The organism is Polyangium spumosum (assembly GCF_009649845.1).
Lineage (GTDB): Bacteria > Myxococcota_A > Polyangia > Polyangiales > Polyangiaceae > Polyangium > Polyangium spumosum.
The window spans coordinates 755,912-770,336 of the sequence record NZ_WJIE01000002.1 but is presented as its reverse complement, the minus strand read 5'-3'; the positions used below and the strand labels follow the sequence as shown (position 1 = coordinate 770,336).

At 70.3% G+C, this 14,425-nt stretch carries 16 protein-coding genes; 13 read left to right on the top strand and 3 right to left on the bottom strand.

All coding sequences use genetic code 11. The features are described from left to right. Positions 1-49: 49 nt before the first annotated feature. Complete coding sequence (gene pdxH / locus GF068_RS09055) at positions 50-637, bottom strand: pyridoxamine 5'-phosphate oxidase (protein WP_153818903.1); 588 nt, start codon at positions 635-637, stop codon at positions 50-52. A 115-nt stretch (positions 638-752) separates the two neighbouring features. On the opposite strand from pdxH, the gene GF068_RS09050 reads away from it, so the two are divergent. From GF068_RS09050 to GF068_RS46945, 3 genes are all read left to right on the top strand, one after another. Beyond that, the gene (locus GF068_RS09050) at positions 753-1,469 is read left to right on the top strand and encodes a phosphoribosyltransferase (protein ID WP_206079424.1); all 717 of its coding nucleotides are present in this window, start codon (positions 753-755) and stop codon (positions 1,467-1,469) included. Positions 1,470-1,708: 239 nt separating this feature from the next. Continuing rightward, positions 1,709-1,882 carry a hypothetical protein gene (locus GF068_RS09045; protein WP_153818902.1) on the top strand — a complete coding sequence of 58 codons (174 nt, stop codon included), beginning with the start codon at positions 1,709-1,711 and terminating at the stop codon, positions 1,880-1,882. Positions 1,883-1,907: 25 nt separating this feature from the next. After that, on the top strand, positions 1,908-3,974 hold the full coding sequence (locus GF068_RS46945) for an NHL repeat-containing protein (protein ID WP_153818901.1): 2,067 nt from the start codon (positions 1,908-1,910) through the stop codon (positions 3,972-3,974). On the opposite strand, the gene GF068_RS09035 is transcribed toward GF068_RS46945, so the two are convergent. Next, positions 3,971-5,785 (bottom strand): sensor histidine kinase, encoded by a 1,815-nt coding sequence (locus GF068_RS09035; protein WP_153818900.1) that lies wholly within the window; start codon positions 5,783-5,785, stop codon positions 3,971-3,973. The two genes, GF068_RS46945 and GF068_RS09035, sit on opposite strands and share 4 nt — an antisense overlap. A gap of 50 nt (positions 5,786-5,835) precedes the next feature. Then, positions 5,836-6,522 (bottom strand): cell surface protein, encoded by a 687-nt coding sequence (locus GF068_RS09030; RefSeq protein ID WP_153818899.1) that lies wholly within the window; start codon positions 6,520-6,522, stop codon positions 5,836-5,838. Between the two features lie 77 nt (positions 6,523-6,599). On the opposite strand from GF068_RS09030, the gene GF068_RS09025 reads away from it, so the two are divergent. From GF068_RS09025 to GF068_RS08980, 10 genes are all read left to right on the top strand, one after another. Then, entirely contained in the window at positions 6,600-8,027 is a 1,428-nt protein-coding gene (locus GF068_RS09025; RefSeq protein ID WP_338046299.1) for an FAD-binding oxidoreductase, read from the top strand. Between the two features lie 10 nt (positions 8,028-8,037). Further along, complete coding sequence (gene ruvC, locus GF068_RS09020; protein ID WP_338046298.1) at positions 8,038-8,568, top strand: crossover junction endodeoxyribonuclease RuvC; 531 nt, start codon at positions 8,038-8,040, stop codon at positions 8,566-8,568. A gap of 76 nt (positions 8,569-8,644) precedes the next feature. Beyond that, positions 8,645-9,364 carry an outer membrane lipoprotein periplasmic chaperone LolA gene (gene lolA / locus GF068_RS09015; protein ID WP_240806748.1) on the top strand — a complete coding sequence of 240 codons (720 nt, stop codon included), beginning with the start codon at positions 8,645-8,647 and terminating at the stop codon, positions 9,362-9,364. A 96-nt stretch (positions 9,365-9,460) separates the two neighbouring features. After that, on the top strand, positions 9,461-9,862 hold the full coding sequence (locus GF068_RS09010; protein ID WP_153818898.1) for a hypothetical protein: 402 nt from the start codon (positions 9,461-9,463) through the stop codon (positions 9,860-9,862). A gap of 72 nt (positions 9,863-9,934) precedes the next feature. Next, positions 9,935-11,173, top strand: a complete 1,239-nt coding sequence (locus tag GF068_RS09005) for a PrsW family intramembrane metalloprotease (protein ID WP_153818897.1) — start codon at positions 9,935-9,937, stop codon at positions 11,171-11,173. A 112-nt stretch (positions 11,174-11,285) separates the two neighbouring features. Beyond that, positions 11,286-11,993, top strand: coding sequence for a response regulator (locus tag GF068_RS09000; RefSeq protein ID WP_153818896.1), 708 nt, complete (start codon positions 11,286-11,288; stop codon positions 11,991-11,993). Positions 11,994-12,085: 92 nt separating this feature from the next. Next, on the top strand, positions 12,086-12,850 hold the full coding sequence (locus GF068_RS08995) for an energy transducer TonB (RefSeq protein ID WP_153818895.1): 765 nt from the start codon (positions 12,086-12,088) through the stop codon (positions 12,848-12,850). 39 nt (positions 12,851-12,889) lie between these two features. Next, positions 12,890-13,591 (top strand): MotA/TolQ/ExbB proton channel family protein, encoded by a 702-nt coding sequence (locus GF068_RS08990; protein WP_153818894.1) that lies wholly within the window; start codon positions 12,890-12,892, stop codon positions 13,589-13,591. Further along, complete coding sequence (locus tag GF068_RS08985; RefSeq protein ID WP_338046297.1) at positions 13,560-13,985, top strand: ExbD/TolR family protein; 426 nt, start codon at positions 13,560-13,562, stop codon at positions 13,983-13,985. Before GF068_RS08990 ends, GF068_RS08985 begins: the two co-directional genes overlap by 32 nt. A gap of 2 nt (positions 13,986-13,987) precedes the next feature. Beyond that, positions 13,988-14,422 (top strand): ExbD/TolR family protein, encoded by a 435-nt coding sequence (locus GF068_RS08980; protein WP_153818892.1) that lies wholly within the window; start codon positions 13,988-13,990, stop codon positions 14,420-14,422. The last annotated feature ends 3 nt before the right edge of the window (positions 14,423-14,425 follow it).

Genomic DNA, 14,425 nt, shown 5'->3' with positions numbered 1-14,425 from the left:
CTTTCTTGGCGGACGAGCGACCGGAAGGCAAGATCCCGACGCTGGATCCTCAGGGTTGGAGCCGCTCGCAGCGCCACCCGTCGCCGTCACGCACGTACACGTGACGGTCGTGAAGGCGACTGTCCCTGCCAAACCAGAATTCGATTCGATCGGGGACCACGCGATAGCCGCTCCAGTGCGGCGGCCTCGGCACGGGGCGGCCCTCGAAGCGGGCGGTCACCTCCGCGACGCGGGCCTCGAGCTCCGCGCGGGAGACGAGCGGGCGGCTCTGATCCGAGGCCCAGGCGCCGATCTGGCTGCCGCGCGGGCGCGAGGCGAAGTAGGCGTCCGCCTCCTCCACGCTGACGGGCTCGACGCGGCCCTCGACGCGGATCTGCTCGGCGGCCTTGGGCCAGTGAATGCAGAGCGCGACGTGAGGGTTTCTCGCGAGCGCCTGGCCCTTGCGGCTCTCCAGGTTCGTGTAGAAAGAAAAACCACGCGCGTCCACGCCCTTCAAGAGGACCACCCGGGCCGAGGGGCGGCCGCCCTCGTCGATGGTGGCGAGGGTCATGGCCGTGGGGTCGTGGTCCTCGCGCTCCTCGGCGCGGGCGAGCGCCTCGCGGAACGCGGCAATGGGGTCCGATGCAGGATGGCTCATCGCGGCGCAGCATAGGGGCCGGGCGACGGCCGGAAAAGGGCGAAACGTTTCCCGGCCGCCCCCGCATGACAGCGGGCGCCCCGGGGACGATGTGTCCGGGGGCGGGGAGGGCGTCATGATGTGGAAGGATCGGGAAGAGGCCGGCCAGTCGCTCGGAGCGCATTTGCAGGGCATCGGGGGGCTCGAGGGGGCGGTGGTGCTCGGCATTCCGCGCGGCGGCGTGGTCGTCGCGGCGGGCGTGGCCGAGGCGCTCGGGGGCGAGCTCGGCGTGATCGTGGCGCGGAAATTACGCGCGCCGCACCAGCCGGAGCTCGCGATTGGCGCGGCCACCGCCGACGGCTCGTGCTGGGTCGAGCCGCGCGCGCTCCGGGTGCTCGGCGTGGACCCGGAGTACCTCGAGGCCGAGCGAATACATCAAGCCGAGGAGGCGCGGCGGCGGGAGGAGCTCTTCGCGCGATATCGAAAGCCCTCGCTCGCCGGGCGGCCGGTGGTCGTGGTGGACGACGGAATCGCGACCGGCGCGACGGCGATGGCGGCCCTGCGCGCGGCCAGGTCCGCCGGGGCGACGACGGTCGTGCTCGCGGCGCCAGTGGCCTCGCCCGAGCGGGCGGACATGTTGCGCGGCGAGGCGGACCTCGTGGTTTGCCTGGTCGAGGACCCGAACCTTTATGCCGTGGGCCAGTATTACGAGGATTTCCGGTCCATCGAGGAGGACGAGGTCATGAGCCTGCTCGAGAGCCACGGCAGGAAACCCTCGACCGAGAGGCGGACGTCCACGCGCGGCATGGGGCGCCGGCCGAGCGGCGCGGGCGGGCCGTCCTCGCCGGCGTGATGCGGATGCGGGAACGAAATGTTCAGAAAAACGACGATTCGAAAGGCTGGGGCCGACATGGCCCTTGTCGTCGTATCACCCAGCCCTCGGTTTTTCTTGTCGGGAGGGTCCGTAATCCCTGCGCTGTGCCGCACCTGAGGGAGGTCCGGCTCGCCTGCATCCTCGGCGCGGGGCCGCGATGGTATCCCCTTCGCGCCGCGCGCTCGTCGTGCTTCGCTGCGTCCGAGGAGGCCGGAACCATGAAAGCCATGACGCTCGTGCTCGTCGCCCTTGTCTCTCTCGCCCTCGCCGGTTGCGAGGACAAGGCCAAACCCACGCCGGACAGCAGCGCCAAGCCCGCCGAGAGCGCCAAGGCCGCGCCGAGCGCGGCGCCCGCAGCCAAGCCGGCCTCGACGGAAGGCGGCGGCTGGTAGAGGCCGAAGCGCGGCGATGAAGCGGGTGAGCGGTTCACGCCGCGCCGCGGGCCTCGTGCTACTCCACGCCCTCGCCTCGGCCGCGGGGTGCAAGCGAGAGGATCCGCCCGCCGAGGCGAAGGCCGCCGCCGCGCCGGACCCGCTGCCGGCGCTGCGCGTGTACGAGGCCTCGCGGCGGGCCGCGGCCGATTTCGTGGCCCTGCCGCCGAGCGACGCCTCGTCGGGACCCGATCCCTACGCGCTCGCCGCGCTGCCGGGCGGCGAGCGTTTCGTCGCGCTCCTGCGCGGGCGCGACGTGATCGTGGTGCTCGACGCGTCGATGCGCGAGCTCACGCGTCTGCCCGCGCCCGCTTCGCCGAGCGGGCTCGTGGTGACGCCCGATGGTCGCCGCGTGTTCGTCGTGGGCGAGCGCGACGCCGGCATCACGCGGTTCGATGTCCAGGAGGCCGCGCCGTACCTCGCGCGGAGCGATGACGCGCTGAACACGAGGGCGCGGGGGCTGCGGGACATCGCCGCGGGGCCCGAGGGCGTGGTGTACGCTGTCGAGGAGGACGAGGGGCGGCTCTTCACGTTCTGGCCCGACGCCCCGAACGCGCAGGAGGAGGTCGCGACGATCGGCGGCGGGCCGATCCACGTCGAGCGCGTGGGCTCGTTCGTCGTGATCGATACGCTCCACGCGCATGCGCTCGTGATCCGGTCCGTGGACGAGAGAGGGCGCGCGCTCGACGCGGGCGAAGAGCGGATCGTGCACGACGGACCGATCTGGGGTTTCTCCGCGCTCCCCGACGGAGACGGGCTGCTCGTGCTCGCGGGCGGCGTGGAGGATCATCCGCTCGATCGGAAGGGCGGGTTCTTCGGCTACATCGACTCGTTCGTCTTTCTGTACCGCGTCGAGCGCGGCGCGGCGCGGTTGCTCTCCGCGGTGAACGTGAGCGAGCTCGGCGTCGTGACGCCGAAGGCGCTCGACCTCGCGAAGGAGGAGGACGGCACGCTCGCGGCGCTCGTCACGGGGTACGGCGGGGAGAGGGCGGCGCGGCTCGCCTTCGACGCGAGCGGCAAACCTCGCGCGCATGCGGCGAAGACGATCACGCTGATGCCGGGCACGCGCGACCTCGTGAAGCAACCCGGCGGCGGGTTCGTCACGGTGAACCCCTTGCTCGACGCGTTCGTGATCGTGCGTCCGGGCGAGCCACGCGAGGTGAGCGTGCCCGTCGTCGATCACGATGGCCCGCCGCCCCCGAGCGCCGAGGCGCGCCTCGGCGAGGCGCTTTTTTTCTCCACGCTCATGGCCCCGGAGAACATCACCGAGGGCGCGCACAGCCGCTTCACCTGCGAGACGTGCCACTTCGAGGGCTACGTCGACGGGCGCATCCACCACACGGGCCGCGGCGAGGTGCGTGTCGTGACGAAGCCGCTCCTCGGCCTCTTCAACAACCGCCCGCACTTCTCGCGCGCGCTCGATCCGGACCTGTCCACGGTCGCGCACGCCGAGTTCCGCGTGGCCGGCGCCGAGAGTGGTCACTCGCCCTGGTTTTCCCTCGATCCCGCGAGGCACCCGGTGCTCGCCGCGCTCGGCCGGACGGAGGCGAGCGCCCTCGAGCCGCTCGCGCTCCGGAAGGCGCTGATGACCTTCCTCATGGGTTTCTCCCACCGGCAGAACCCGCGCACGGCCGGGCGAACCGCGTTCTCGGCGCTCGAGCGCGAGGGCGCGAAGCTCTTCGAGGCGCGCTGCGAGGGCTGCCACGAGGCGCGGCTCTCGGCCAACGAGCCGGGCAGCCGCGTGCCGTTCGAGCGCTGGGAGAGGCTGCTCTTCACGCCCGCGGGGCCGATCGTTTGGGGCACCAACGAGTACCGGAAGACGGGCGTCGTCCCCTACGTGCACGAGCGCGGCGCGCGCGTGCCGTCGCTGCGCAGGCTCGCCAAGAAGCGGCCGTACCTGACGAGCGGCGCGGCGAAGGACCTCCCCGAGCTGCTCGCGCGGGCGCGGTGGACGAAGGACGGCGCGTTCTTCCACGACGGCGCGCCCGAGGGCGCGGCGGGGCTCGAAGCGCAGGAGCGCGAGGCGCTGCGGGGGTTCCTCGACCTGCTCTAACCCGCGCCCTCGATCGGCAACGTGAACCAGAAACGCGCGCCCACGCCGGGCTCGCTCTCGACGTGGATCGTCCCGCCATGCGCGCGCACGAGGCCGTCGGCGATGAAGAGGCCGAGGCCCGTGCCCGTGGCCTTGTTCGTCTCGGCGTGGAAGTACCGATCGAAGACGTGCGGCAGGTGATCACTCCGGATGCCGGGCCCGCTGTCGGCGACGTCGATCCGCGCGGACGAGCCCTCTCGCCGGAGGCACAACGTGACGACACCTCCCTCGGGCGTGAACTTGATCGCGTTGCCCACGAGGTTCCACAGGACCTGCAGCACACGCTCGCGATCGACCTCGGCGAAGAGCGGCTCGTCCGGGAGATCCTCCTCGATCTGGATCCCCTTCGGCGCCGCGAGCGGCTTGAAGTGATCGATCGCCTCCTGCACGACCAGGCGCACGTCCTCGCGCGCGACCGTGAGCGCGAGCCCGCCCGTCTCGATCCTCGAAGCATCGAGCAGATCCCGGATCATGCGATCCATGCGGTCCGCCGAGCGCAAGATGAGGGCGGTCTTGCCCTTGACGCGCGCGTCTCCTTCCGCCTCGCGCCCGAGCTGCGTGGCGCTGAGCTTGATGGCGACGAGCGGGTTGCGCAGGTCGTGCGACACGATCGCGAGCAGATCCTCCCGCGCCCGCACGGCGGCCTGCGAGGCGCGGTAGAGCCGGTCGTGTTCTTCCCGCGCGAGGGCCGCCTCGCGTTCGCCCTGCGCCGCTCGATCCGAGAGGACCGCGAGCGCGAGCTTCCGCGCGAGCTCCTCGGCCACCTTCACGTCCGTGCGCAAGATCCGCCGATCCGCGCGGCTCGCCGCGAGCGTGAGCGCCCCGAGCGCGCGCCCCTGCCAGACGATCGGCACGAGCATGCCCGCCGTGATCGAGACCGCGCGCAGGACCGCGAGCGCCTCCGCGTCGCTCATCGTCGCGGCGAGCATCGCGTCGGACGTCTCTGGCAGGACGTGCGCCACGCCCGTGCGTATCACCCGGGCGAGCGGGCTCTTCGTCGAGTCGAGCGCGGGGCTCCGGTACATGCACGGCTGCCGCAGGAGCGCGGCCTTCTCCGGGTCCTCGTGATCCACCGCGACGAGCCGCGCGCCGGTCGCGTCGAGGAGGTGGACGAGGCAGAAGCCGCCGATCCACGCGGCCGCGCGCGAGGCGACCCTGGCCAGCCGAGGCGCGAGCTCCGCCGCGTCCCCGAGCGCCTCTCCCACGTCGAGCAAGAGCCCGAGGGAGCGATCGACGCGGCCCCGATCCTCGGCGCCCGCGACGCGGGTGATGCCGAGCGCGAGCGGCGCCTCGAGCGCGAGCAACGTCCCGAGCTCCGGCGCGTCCGGGACGTGGCCCTTCCGGTCGTAGAACTCGGCGACCCCGATGATCTCGCCGCCGAGGTGGATCGGGAAGGCCACCGCCGACTGGAGCCCGGCCATCGCCGCGGCCGAGCGGCGCACGAACAGCGGCTCGCTGGCGAGGTCGTGCATGAACGTCGTCGCGGCGCGCGCCCAGGTGAGCCCGGGCAAACCCTCGCCGTACGAGAACGTCATCCGCATCGAGTCCGCCTCGAACACGGGCGCGCCGGGCCGCTCGGGGTCCTGATACGTCGCGACGCAGCGGAGCACGTAGGCCTCACGATCGAGGCGCCACGCGATGGCGAGCTCGAAGCCCGCCGCGAGCACCGCGTCGCGCAGGATCGAGCGGACCGCCGCGTCGGCCTCTTCCGTGAAGAGGGCGTGCATCGCTGTGACGTGCAGATCGCGTGGCTCGACGTGGGCAGGCAACATGCGGGGAGACGGGCCTTGTTCCTAGGTCGGCCCCTCTCACCTCGCAAGCATCACGGCACCTTCGCGTGCAGGACGGAGATCGCGTCGAGATCGAACCCCGCGTTTGGCTCCGCGCCGATGCCCTGGAGATCCCGGATGCGGACGAACCGAGCCTCGCTCACGCCGAGCTCCGCGAGGTCGAAGGCGTCGCCGCCGGACACCGCGGGATCCAGGGACGAGATGCCCAGGTCGCCGTTCGCGAAGACCGGGGAGAAGCCGGCGCAACCCGCGGGTGGCTCCGCGTCTTCGGCGCACGGGAACACGCTCCAGCTCTCCCCGTCCATGCTGACGGAGACCTCGCCGAGCTCCGCGTACACGTTGTTCGGATCGCCCGCCGCGAAGAACGGGTTTTCGAAGACCACGAAGTCCGGGCCTTCGCCGTCGACGATCGTGTTGCCCCCGAAGCCGAGCACGATCGAGCCACCACGGCCGAGCGAGAGCACGTCGAGCCCGCCCGACGTCGTGCCGCTGCCGAGCGGCTCGCCGTAGACGATCTCGGGGAACCGATCCGATCCGAACCCGCCGTCGTCGCCGGGGTCGAACGCGGCCACGCACGACGCCGTCCGTGTCGGCGCCGCGTCCGCGGAGCAGGCGTGCGGCTCGCCTTGCGTGTTCGTCGATCCCGCCGAGCCCTCGCCCCCACACCCCACGCCGGCGAGGCCCAGCGCGCCCAGGAAGACCACCATGACGCGATGCATGGGAGCGCGATACCAGGCTGCAGGAGGCGCGCATAGGGGCCGTCGCCCGAGCGCGGGATCCGTACTAGAAGTCGAACGTGCTCCGTCGCGCGCCCTTCCCCCGACCCTCCGCCGCCGCCGTCGACAAGGCGCGGCGCTTGCTCGACCGGGCCCTCGGCCCGTCGAAGGTGATCACCTCGCCCGACGGCTGCGAGGCGTACGCGGGAGACGAGTCCGATCAGGAGCCCGTGATCCCCGACGCAGTCGTCGTCGCCGAGACGCCCGACGACATCCGGTGCGCGCTCGCCGCGGCGAGCGAGGCCGAGGTCCCGATCGTCCCTCGTGGCGCCGGCAGCGGCAAATCGGGCGGCGCGGTGCCCGTGGGCGGCGGCGTCGTCGTCACCACGCTCGGCATGCGAAGCATCAAGGAGATCGATCGCGAGGAGCTCGTCGCCGTCGTCGAGCCCGGCGTGATCCTCGGCGACCTCCACGCCGCCGTCGAGGCCGAGGGCCTCTTTTACCCGCCCGATCCGAACTCGCTCAGGATGTGCGCCCTCGGCGGCAACCTCGCCGAGAACGCGGGCGGCCCGCGCGCCTTCAAGTACGGCGTCACGCGCGAGTACGTGCTCGGCCTCGAGGCGCTGCTCGTCGACGGCACGCGCCTCCGCACCGGGAGGCGCACGGTCAAGGGCGTCACCGGCTACGACGTCACGAGCTTGCTCGTCGGCAGCGAGGGCACGCTCGCCGTCTTCACCGAGGCCACGTTGCAGCTCATCCCCAAACCTCCGAGCGTCACCACGCTGCTCGGCCTCTTCGACACCGCCTTCACCTCCGGCCGCGCCGTCTCCGCCATCATCGCCGCCGGCCTCGTCCCGCGTTGCCTCGAGCTGCTCGACGCGGGCGCGCTCTCGGCCGTCCGCGCCCGCGGCGTGCCTGTCGACCCGCGCGCGGGCGCGCTCCTCCTCATCGAGGTCGACGGGGATCCCGCCTCGTGCGAGGCCGCGATGGAGCGCATCGGCGAGGCGTGCGTGGCCGAGGGTGCGCTCGACGTCCTCGTCGCGCAGGACGCCGCTCAGCGCGAGCGCCTCTGGGAAGCGCGCCGCGCCCTCTCGCCCGCGACCCGCGCGATGGCCCGTTACAAGATCTCCGAGGACGTCGTCGTGCCTCGCACGCGCTTGCCCGAGCTGCTGCGCGAGATCGACCGCATCAGCGAGGAGACGAGGGTACGCATGCTCTCCTACGGCCACGCGGGCGACGGCAACCTGCACGTGAACTTCCTCTGGGACGACCCCGACGCGGCCCCTCGCGTCGAGCGTGGCCTCGATCGCCTCTTCCGCAGCGTGATCGGCATGCGCGGCACGCTCACGGGCGAGCATGGCATCGGCACCTCCAAGGCCGAGTACCTCCCGCTCGAACAGGGCCCCGAGCTCATCGATCTGCAGCGCCGCTTGAAGGCCGTCTTCGACCCGAAGGGCCTCCTGAACCCGCACAAGATCTTCCCCCGCCGCGGTCACGGGGTCTGCTAGAACGCCCCGCGTGCGTGTCCTCGGCATCGATCCTGGCAGCCGTCATCTCGGGTGGGGCGTGCTCGAGCGTGTCGGCACACGCGTCGAGCACGTCGCGCATGGCGTCATCGACGTCGACCTCGACGGCACCTTCGCCGACAGGCTCGTCGACATCGACGATCGCCTCGGCGAGGTCATCGCCGCCCACGCGCCCTCACACGCCGCGGTCGAGAGCATCTTCTTCTCCAAGGACGCGCAGAGCGCGGCCAAGCTCGGCCATGCGCGTGGCGTCGTCCTGCTCCGGCTCGCCCGCGCGTCCGTCCGGACGTTCGAGTACGCGCCTGCGCTCGTGAAGCGCACCGTCGCGGGCAAGGGCGCGGCGGACAAGCGCCAGGTGGCCATGGTCGTGACGGCCATCCTCCGGCTCGGCGCCCCGCCCCGGTCGGACGCCGCCGACGCCCTCGCCATCGCGCTCACGCACTGCAACGTTGTCGGCTTCCAGACGGCGCTCGCCGCCTCTGCGCCTGCCCGCCCGGGTCGACGGCGCGCCAGCGTCCCTTGATCTTGCATCGCCCGTGGGCGCCCTGCGTCCAACCCCGCGAGCTTTGGTCCCGAAAGCGACGCGGAACAGGAAGAAAATGATGCGTAAGGTAAAGTCCCTCTCGATCTCCTCCCTCCTCGCGGCGTTCGCCGTGGTCCCCGCCCTCCTGCTCTGCTCGACCGACGGCCACAGCCAGGCCGCGAAGCCCGCCGCCCCTGCCGCGGCGAAGGGCCCCACGGCCGACGAGATCGGCCGTCGCGTGCAGCAGTTCTACGACTCCACGAAGACCTTCAAGGCCACGTTCTCGCAGACCTACACGATCAAGGTCCAGAACGTGAAGAAGGAGTCGAAGGGCACGGTCACCTTCGAGAAGCCCGGCAAGATGAGCTGGACCTACGCCGCGCCGAACGGCAACCGCGTCGTGTCCGACGGCAAGGTGATCCGGGTCTACGAGAAAGAAAACGAGCAGATGTTCGAGTCGCCGGTGAAGAACTCGCAATACCCGGCGGCGCTCGCCTTCTTGATGGGCACGGGCCAGCTCGTGAAGGACTTCAACCTGAAGCTGCTCGACGCCGCGCAGATGAAATTCGAGGGCGGATACGTGCTCGAGGGCACGCCGAAGGACGCGACGCCCGCCTACCAGAAGGTCCTCCTTTACGTCGACGCCGCGACGAACCAGGTTCGCCGTGTGCTGATCCTCGACGCGCAAGGCAACAAGAACCGGTTCGACTTCAGCGCGCCCGTCGTCAACCAGCCCGTCGCCAAGGGCGAGTTCGACTTCAAGCCGCCGCCGGGCACGCGGGTCGTCAAGCCGTGAGGAGAGTGCTGGAAACGATGCAACCGGACGGAAAGTCTGGTACATCCAGAGTTGCTTGGAGGTGCGATGAACGCGCATAGCTGGATGGGTCGCGGGATGCTTTCGGTCGCCTTTGCGCTGCTCTTCGCGGCGTGCGGCGGCCCGCTCGAGTACATGACCAAGGGCACGCCGCGCGCGCCCGACGCCGACGCGAAGATCGTCGCCGAGGTCAACAGCAGCACGGTTCTGACCACCGTGAGCATCGAGGCGGAGCACCTGGCCCCGCCCGATCGTCTCATGCCGGGTGCTTCGGCCTTCGTCGTCTGGGCCCGCAAGGACTCGAGCAGCGAGTGGCAGCGCATCGGGTCGCTCGCCTACAACGCGGACAAGCGCACGGGCTCGTTGCCCGCGGCGACGGTGCCTCTCACGAGCTTCGAGCTCATCGTGAGCGCCGAGCAACAGAACGCGCCGAAGTCGCCTTCGCCGCACGTGGTGATCCAGCAGAAGGTCGCCGACTGACCTCGCCCTCGCGGCGGCACATTCGATAGGATGAGCGAACGCCCGGCGCGTGGATGCGTCGGGCGTTCTGCCATGAACAACCCCTACGGATCGCCGCCCGGCCGTCACGGCCACGCTCCTTACCCGTACCCGCAGCATCCCCAGGCGCCGTACCCCCAGCACGGTCACGGCGCGCCGCAGCGGCACGTCCCGCAGGAGCCGCCCGATCCGGACAAGCGCCGCCGCGTGGTGGGGCTCGGGCTCTGGATCGTCGGCATGCTCGCCGGGGTCGTGCTGAACATCCTCTTCACGATGGCCGAGATCTTCCTGTCGAAGGCGCCGGGGCGCATGCTCTCGGCGGTCCTGACGGGCGCGCTCTTCGCGTTCTTGCCGCTCGGCTTCTACCTCTTCGTGCCGATGGTGCTCGATCGGTACGATCCCGAGCCGTGGTGGTGCCTCGCGATGGCGTTCCTCTGGGGCGCGGTCGTGGCGACGGGCTTCGCCGGGATGATCAACACGGGCGTGCACATCGTGTTCGCGGGCCTGTTCGGGCCCAAGGTCGGCAATTTCATGACGACCGTGGTGAGCGCGCCGCTCTCGGAGGAGCTCTTCAAAGGGCTCGCGATCCTGGGCTTCTTCTACTTCCTTCGGCGCGAGTTCGACGGCGTCGTCGACGGCATCATCTACGCGACCTTCTGCGCGCTCGGGTTCGCCGCGGTCGAGAACGTCAGTTATTACGCGCGCGCGGACATGGCCGATCAGCTCGGCACGACCTTCTTCTTGCGCGGCGTGCTCGCGCCCTGGGGTCACCCGCTCTACACGTCGATGACCGGCATCGGCTTCGGCATCGCGCGTGAGTCGAGCCGGACGTGGGTGCGGTGGGTCGCGCCGATCGGCGGGTTCTTCGTGGGCGTCTTCCTGCACGCGCTCTGGAACTTCGTGCCCACGGTCATCCCGAACGCGTTCGTGGTGATGTTGCTCTTCTGGTTGCTCTTCGTGGCGGCGTTTTTCTGCATCATCGTCGCGCTCGTGATGCGCAAGGGCCGCACGATCCGGCAGTTTCTCCGGGACGAGGTGCTGCTCGGCAACCTGAGCCAGGACGAGCTCGAGCTCGTGTGTTCGCCCGTCGGCCGCATCAAGTGCACGTTCGACGGGCGCGGCGCCGAGGGGCGCGCGTTCATCCGGGCGGCGTCGCGGCTCGCGCTCAGCAAGTGGCACACCGCGCGCGCGATGAAGGGGCAGAAGCGGACCATCAGCGCCGATTTCATCGGCCCGCTCCGCCGCGAGCTCGCCACCTTGCGCGCCGCCCTGCGCGCCAAAGCTCCTCGCTGAAGACGTCTCGACACGTCGTATTCACGCAATCGTAACGAAGCGCGGAATTCCCCGCCGACCTGCAACACGGGCTTCATCGGCGCGTAACAGGAGGGGAGTACAAGCGGGCTCGATGGCACGTATCCTGGTCATCGAGGACGAGCCCGCGCTCCTCAAGGTGCTCGATTACAATTTCCGGCAGGCGGGGCACGAGGTCCTGCTCGCGCCGCGCGGCGAGGAGGGGCTCCGGCTCGCGCGCGAGCGGCGCCCGGACGTCATCCTGCTCGACCTGATGCTCCCCGACCTGCAAGGCACCGAGGTCTGCCTTCGCTTGCAGCAGAGCGAGGAGACGCGCGATATGCCCGTGGTCATCGTGTCGGCGCGCGGCGACGAGGTCGACCGGGTCGTCGGCTTCGAGCTCGGGGCCGTCGATTACGTGGTGAAGCCGTTCAGCGTCCGCGAGCTCTTGCTCCGGGTGCAGGCGATCCTGCGGCGCGCGAAGGCGAAGACCGGCGAGCGCCGGGTCCTTCAGTTCGGCCGGCTGCGTATCGACGACGAGGCGCACCGGGTATGGGTCGACGGCGCCGAGGTCGAGCTCACCTTGCTCGAATTCAAGCTCCTCGTCGCCCTCTACGAGAATCGCGAGCGCGTCCAGACGCGCGGCGCGCTGCTCGAGGGGGTGTGGGGGATGGACGTCGAGATCACGACGCGCACGGTGGACACGCACGTGAAGAGGCTCCGCGACAAACTCGGGCCGGCCGGCGACTACGTGCAGACGGTGCGGGGGATCGGCTATCGATTCGGCGGCGACCCCGACATGCCCGGCTCGCACCCCGATTGAAGGAGCGTCATACGACGCGCACGTGATCGTTTCGCGACGTTCACGAGGTTGTCACGAACGATCGTCAAGGTGGGGGCCGAGGAAAGACGGCAATGGGCTTCGAGGCGTGGAGCGTCGGGGAGACCGATCCCGGGCGCGGCAGGAGGCTTCTCATCGGATATGCGGCGGCGATCGCCATCTGCACGGCGGTCGGCGTCGTCGGGGCGACGATGAAATCGAGCGCGCCCGCCGTGGAAGAAGAAGAGGAGGTCGTCGCCGTCGAGCTCACGCCCACCGTGGAGCCGCCGAAGCCGCCGCCTCCTCCGCCGCCGCCCGCGGACGCGGCGCCGAAGCCGCCGGCGCCGCCCGGGCCAAAACACAGGCCGATCGCCGCGCCGGTCGAAATGCCGACGGAGATGCCGAAGGAGGCAGATCCGAGCAAAGCGAAGGCGAGCGACGACGATTATGGAGAGGGCTCGGGGGAGGGCTCGGGTGGGACGCCCGGGGGAATGGGGACCGCGGCGGCGGTGGCGCCTCCTCCACCGCCACCGCCGCCGCCGCCGCCGCCTCCTCCTCCCAGAGCGGCGGGTCCCATCGTCCTCGGCGAGGACGGCACGCCGCCGTCGCCGATATCGAAGCCGCAGCCACCGTATCCCGAGGACCTGAAGGGCCAGGGCGTCGAGGGCACGGTCATCGTACGGTTTGTCGTGACAGAATCGGGTGACGTCTCGAACGTCACCGTCGTGCGAGGGGATCCGCGGCTCGCGGCGCACGTGATCGCGACCGTGAAGACGTGGCGCTTCAAGCCGGCCATGGTCGAGGGCCGCCCCGTCGCGACGTACCAGAACGCAAGGTTCAATTTCAAGATCAAGACCTGAGTTCGTCGGGCATTTGCTGTTCCGACAAGGAGCCACACCATGCAATTCGATCTCGCGCACATCTGGGCGAGCATGGGCCTCGTCTCGAGGCTCATCGCCTTCGTGCTCGTGCTCATGGCGGTCGCGACCATCGCGGTCGTGGTCGAGCGGATGATCGCGCTCGCGCGCATGAACGCCGAGACCCGGGCTTTCGTGAAGGAGGCCGAGCCTTTGCTCGACGCCTGGGATACGGAGGAGCTGCTCCGCGTCTCGGACCGATATCGGCTCTCGGCGCTCGCGCGGCTCGTCTCCTCGGCGATGCGGCGATTCTTGCGGGCCGAGAGCGAGGCATCCGGCAATCTCACGCCCGTCGAGCTCGCGCGGCGCGAGGTCGAGCGGCGGCGGGAGGCGCTCTCGGCCGATTTGCGGCGCGGGCTCTCGGTGCTCGCCTCGGTCGGATCGGTCGCGCCGTTCGTCGGTTTGCTCGGCACGGTCGTCGGCATCATCTCGGCGTTCCAGGGCATCGCGGCTACGGGCTCGGGCGGGCTCGGCGCGGTGAGCGCGGGCATCTCGGAGGCGCTCATCGAGACGGCGCTCGGCCTCTCGGTGGCCATCCCGTCGGTGCTCTTCTTCAATTACCTGACGGGCAAGATCACGGCCGTCGAGGCGGCGCTCGAGCGGAGCGCGGGTGAATTGCTCGACGACATGGAGAACCAGCATGGGCGCGCGAGTGAAGAGCGGATCTTCGAAGAAGCTGCCTGAGCCGGACATCAACATCACGCCGCTCGTCGACGTGGTTTTGGTGCTGCTCATCATCTTCATGGTGATCGCGCCGGAGCTCGAGCACGGCGAGCGCGTGGAGCTGCCGAGCGTGGTGCAGCCGGACGAGAACAAATCGAAGCTCGATCCGATCACCGTGACGCTCACCGCGCGGGGCAGCCTCTTTCTCGAAAAGGAGGCCCTCCCGGACGTGGCGGCGCTCGAGGCGCGGCTCTCGGCGATGCATGGGACCGAGCCGGATCGGCGGGTCGTGCTGAAGGGAGACGCGACGGTGCAATACGCGAGGATGCGCGACGCGTTCGCCGCGTGTCAGCGCGCCGGATACACGGGCGTCGCGCTCAGCGTGAGCCAAAAAGGCAAGGGAGAGGAGAGCTAGCCATGGCGATGGACGTCTCCTCGGGCGGGAAAAAGGGCGCGATCGCGCCGACGATGAACGTCACGCCGCTCGTCGACGTGGTGCTCGTGCTGCTCATCATCTTCATGGTGGTGACGCCGCTCTTGAACAAGCAGCTATGGCTGAACCTGCCGAAGAAGGACGAGGACGCGAAGAACGAGCCGCCTCCTCCGGACGCGGACAAACCCGTGGTGCTCCGGGTGGACGAGAAGGGCACGATCCGCATCAACCAGACCGAGGTCTCGCGGGCCGAGCTCCGGGATCGGCTCTCGCGGATCTTCGCGGCGCGCGCCGACAAGCTCCTCTACTTCGACGCGGCGGACGACGCGCCGTACGGGATCACCGTCGAGGTGATGGATATCGCGAAGAGGGGCGGGGCCAAAGGCATTGCAATCTTGACCGAGAAGCTCGGCGGCTGACTC

Coding starts and splice junctions, on each gene's coding strand:
- pdxH (WP_153818903.1), bottom strand. CDS start 637: ATGAGCCATCCTGCATCGGACCCCATTGCCGCGTTCCGCGAGGCGCTC.
- GF068_RS09050 (WP_206079424.1), top strand. CDS start 753: ATGATGTGGAAGGATCGGGAAGAGGCCGGCCAGTCGCTCGGAGCGCAT.
- GF068_RS09045 (WP_153818902.1), top strand. CDS start 1,709: ATGAAAGCCATGACGCTCGTGCTCGTCGCCCTTGTCTCTCTCGCCCTC.
- GF068_RS09035 (WP_153818900.1), bottom strand. CDS start 5,785: ATGTTGCCTGCCCACGTCGAGCCACGCGATCTGCACGTCACAGCGATG.
- GF068_RS09030 (WP_153818899.1), bottom strand. CDS start 6,522: ATGCATCGCGTCATGGTGGTCTTCCTGGGCGCGCTGGGCCTCGCCGGC.
- lolA (WP_240806748.1), top strand. CDS start 8,645: ATGATGCGTAAGGTAAAGTCCCTCTCGATCTCCTCCCTCCTCGCGGCG.
- GF068_RS09010 (WP_153818898.1), top strand. CDS start 9,461: ATGCTTTCGGTCGCCTTTGCGCTGCTCTTCGCGGCGTGCGGCGGCCCG.
- GF068_RS09005 (WP_153818897.1), top strand. CDS start 9,935: ATGAACAACCCCTACGGATCGCCGCCCGGCCGTCACGGCCACGCTCCT.
- GF068_RS09000 (WP_153818896.1), top strand. CDS start 11,286: ATGGCACGTATCCTGGTCATCGAGGACGAGCCCGCGCTCCTCAAGGTG.
- GF068_RS08995 (WP_153818895.1), top strand. CDS start 12,086: ATGGGCTTCGAGGCGTGGAGCGTCGGGGAGACCGATCCCGGGCGCGGC.
- GF068_RS08990 (WP_153818894.1), top strand. CDS start 12,890: ATGCAATTCGATCTCGCGCACATCTGGGCGAGCATGGGCCTCGTCTCG.
- GF068_RS08980 (WP_153818892.1), top strand. CDS start 13,988: ATGGCGATGGACGTCTCCTCGGGCGGGAAAAAGGGCGCGATCGCGCCG.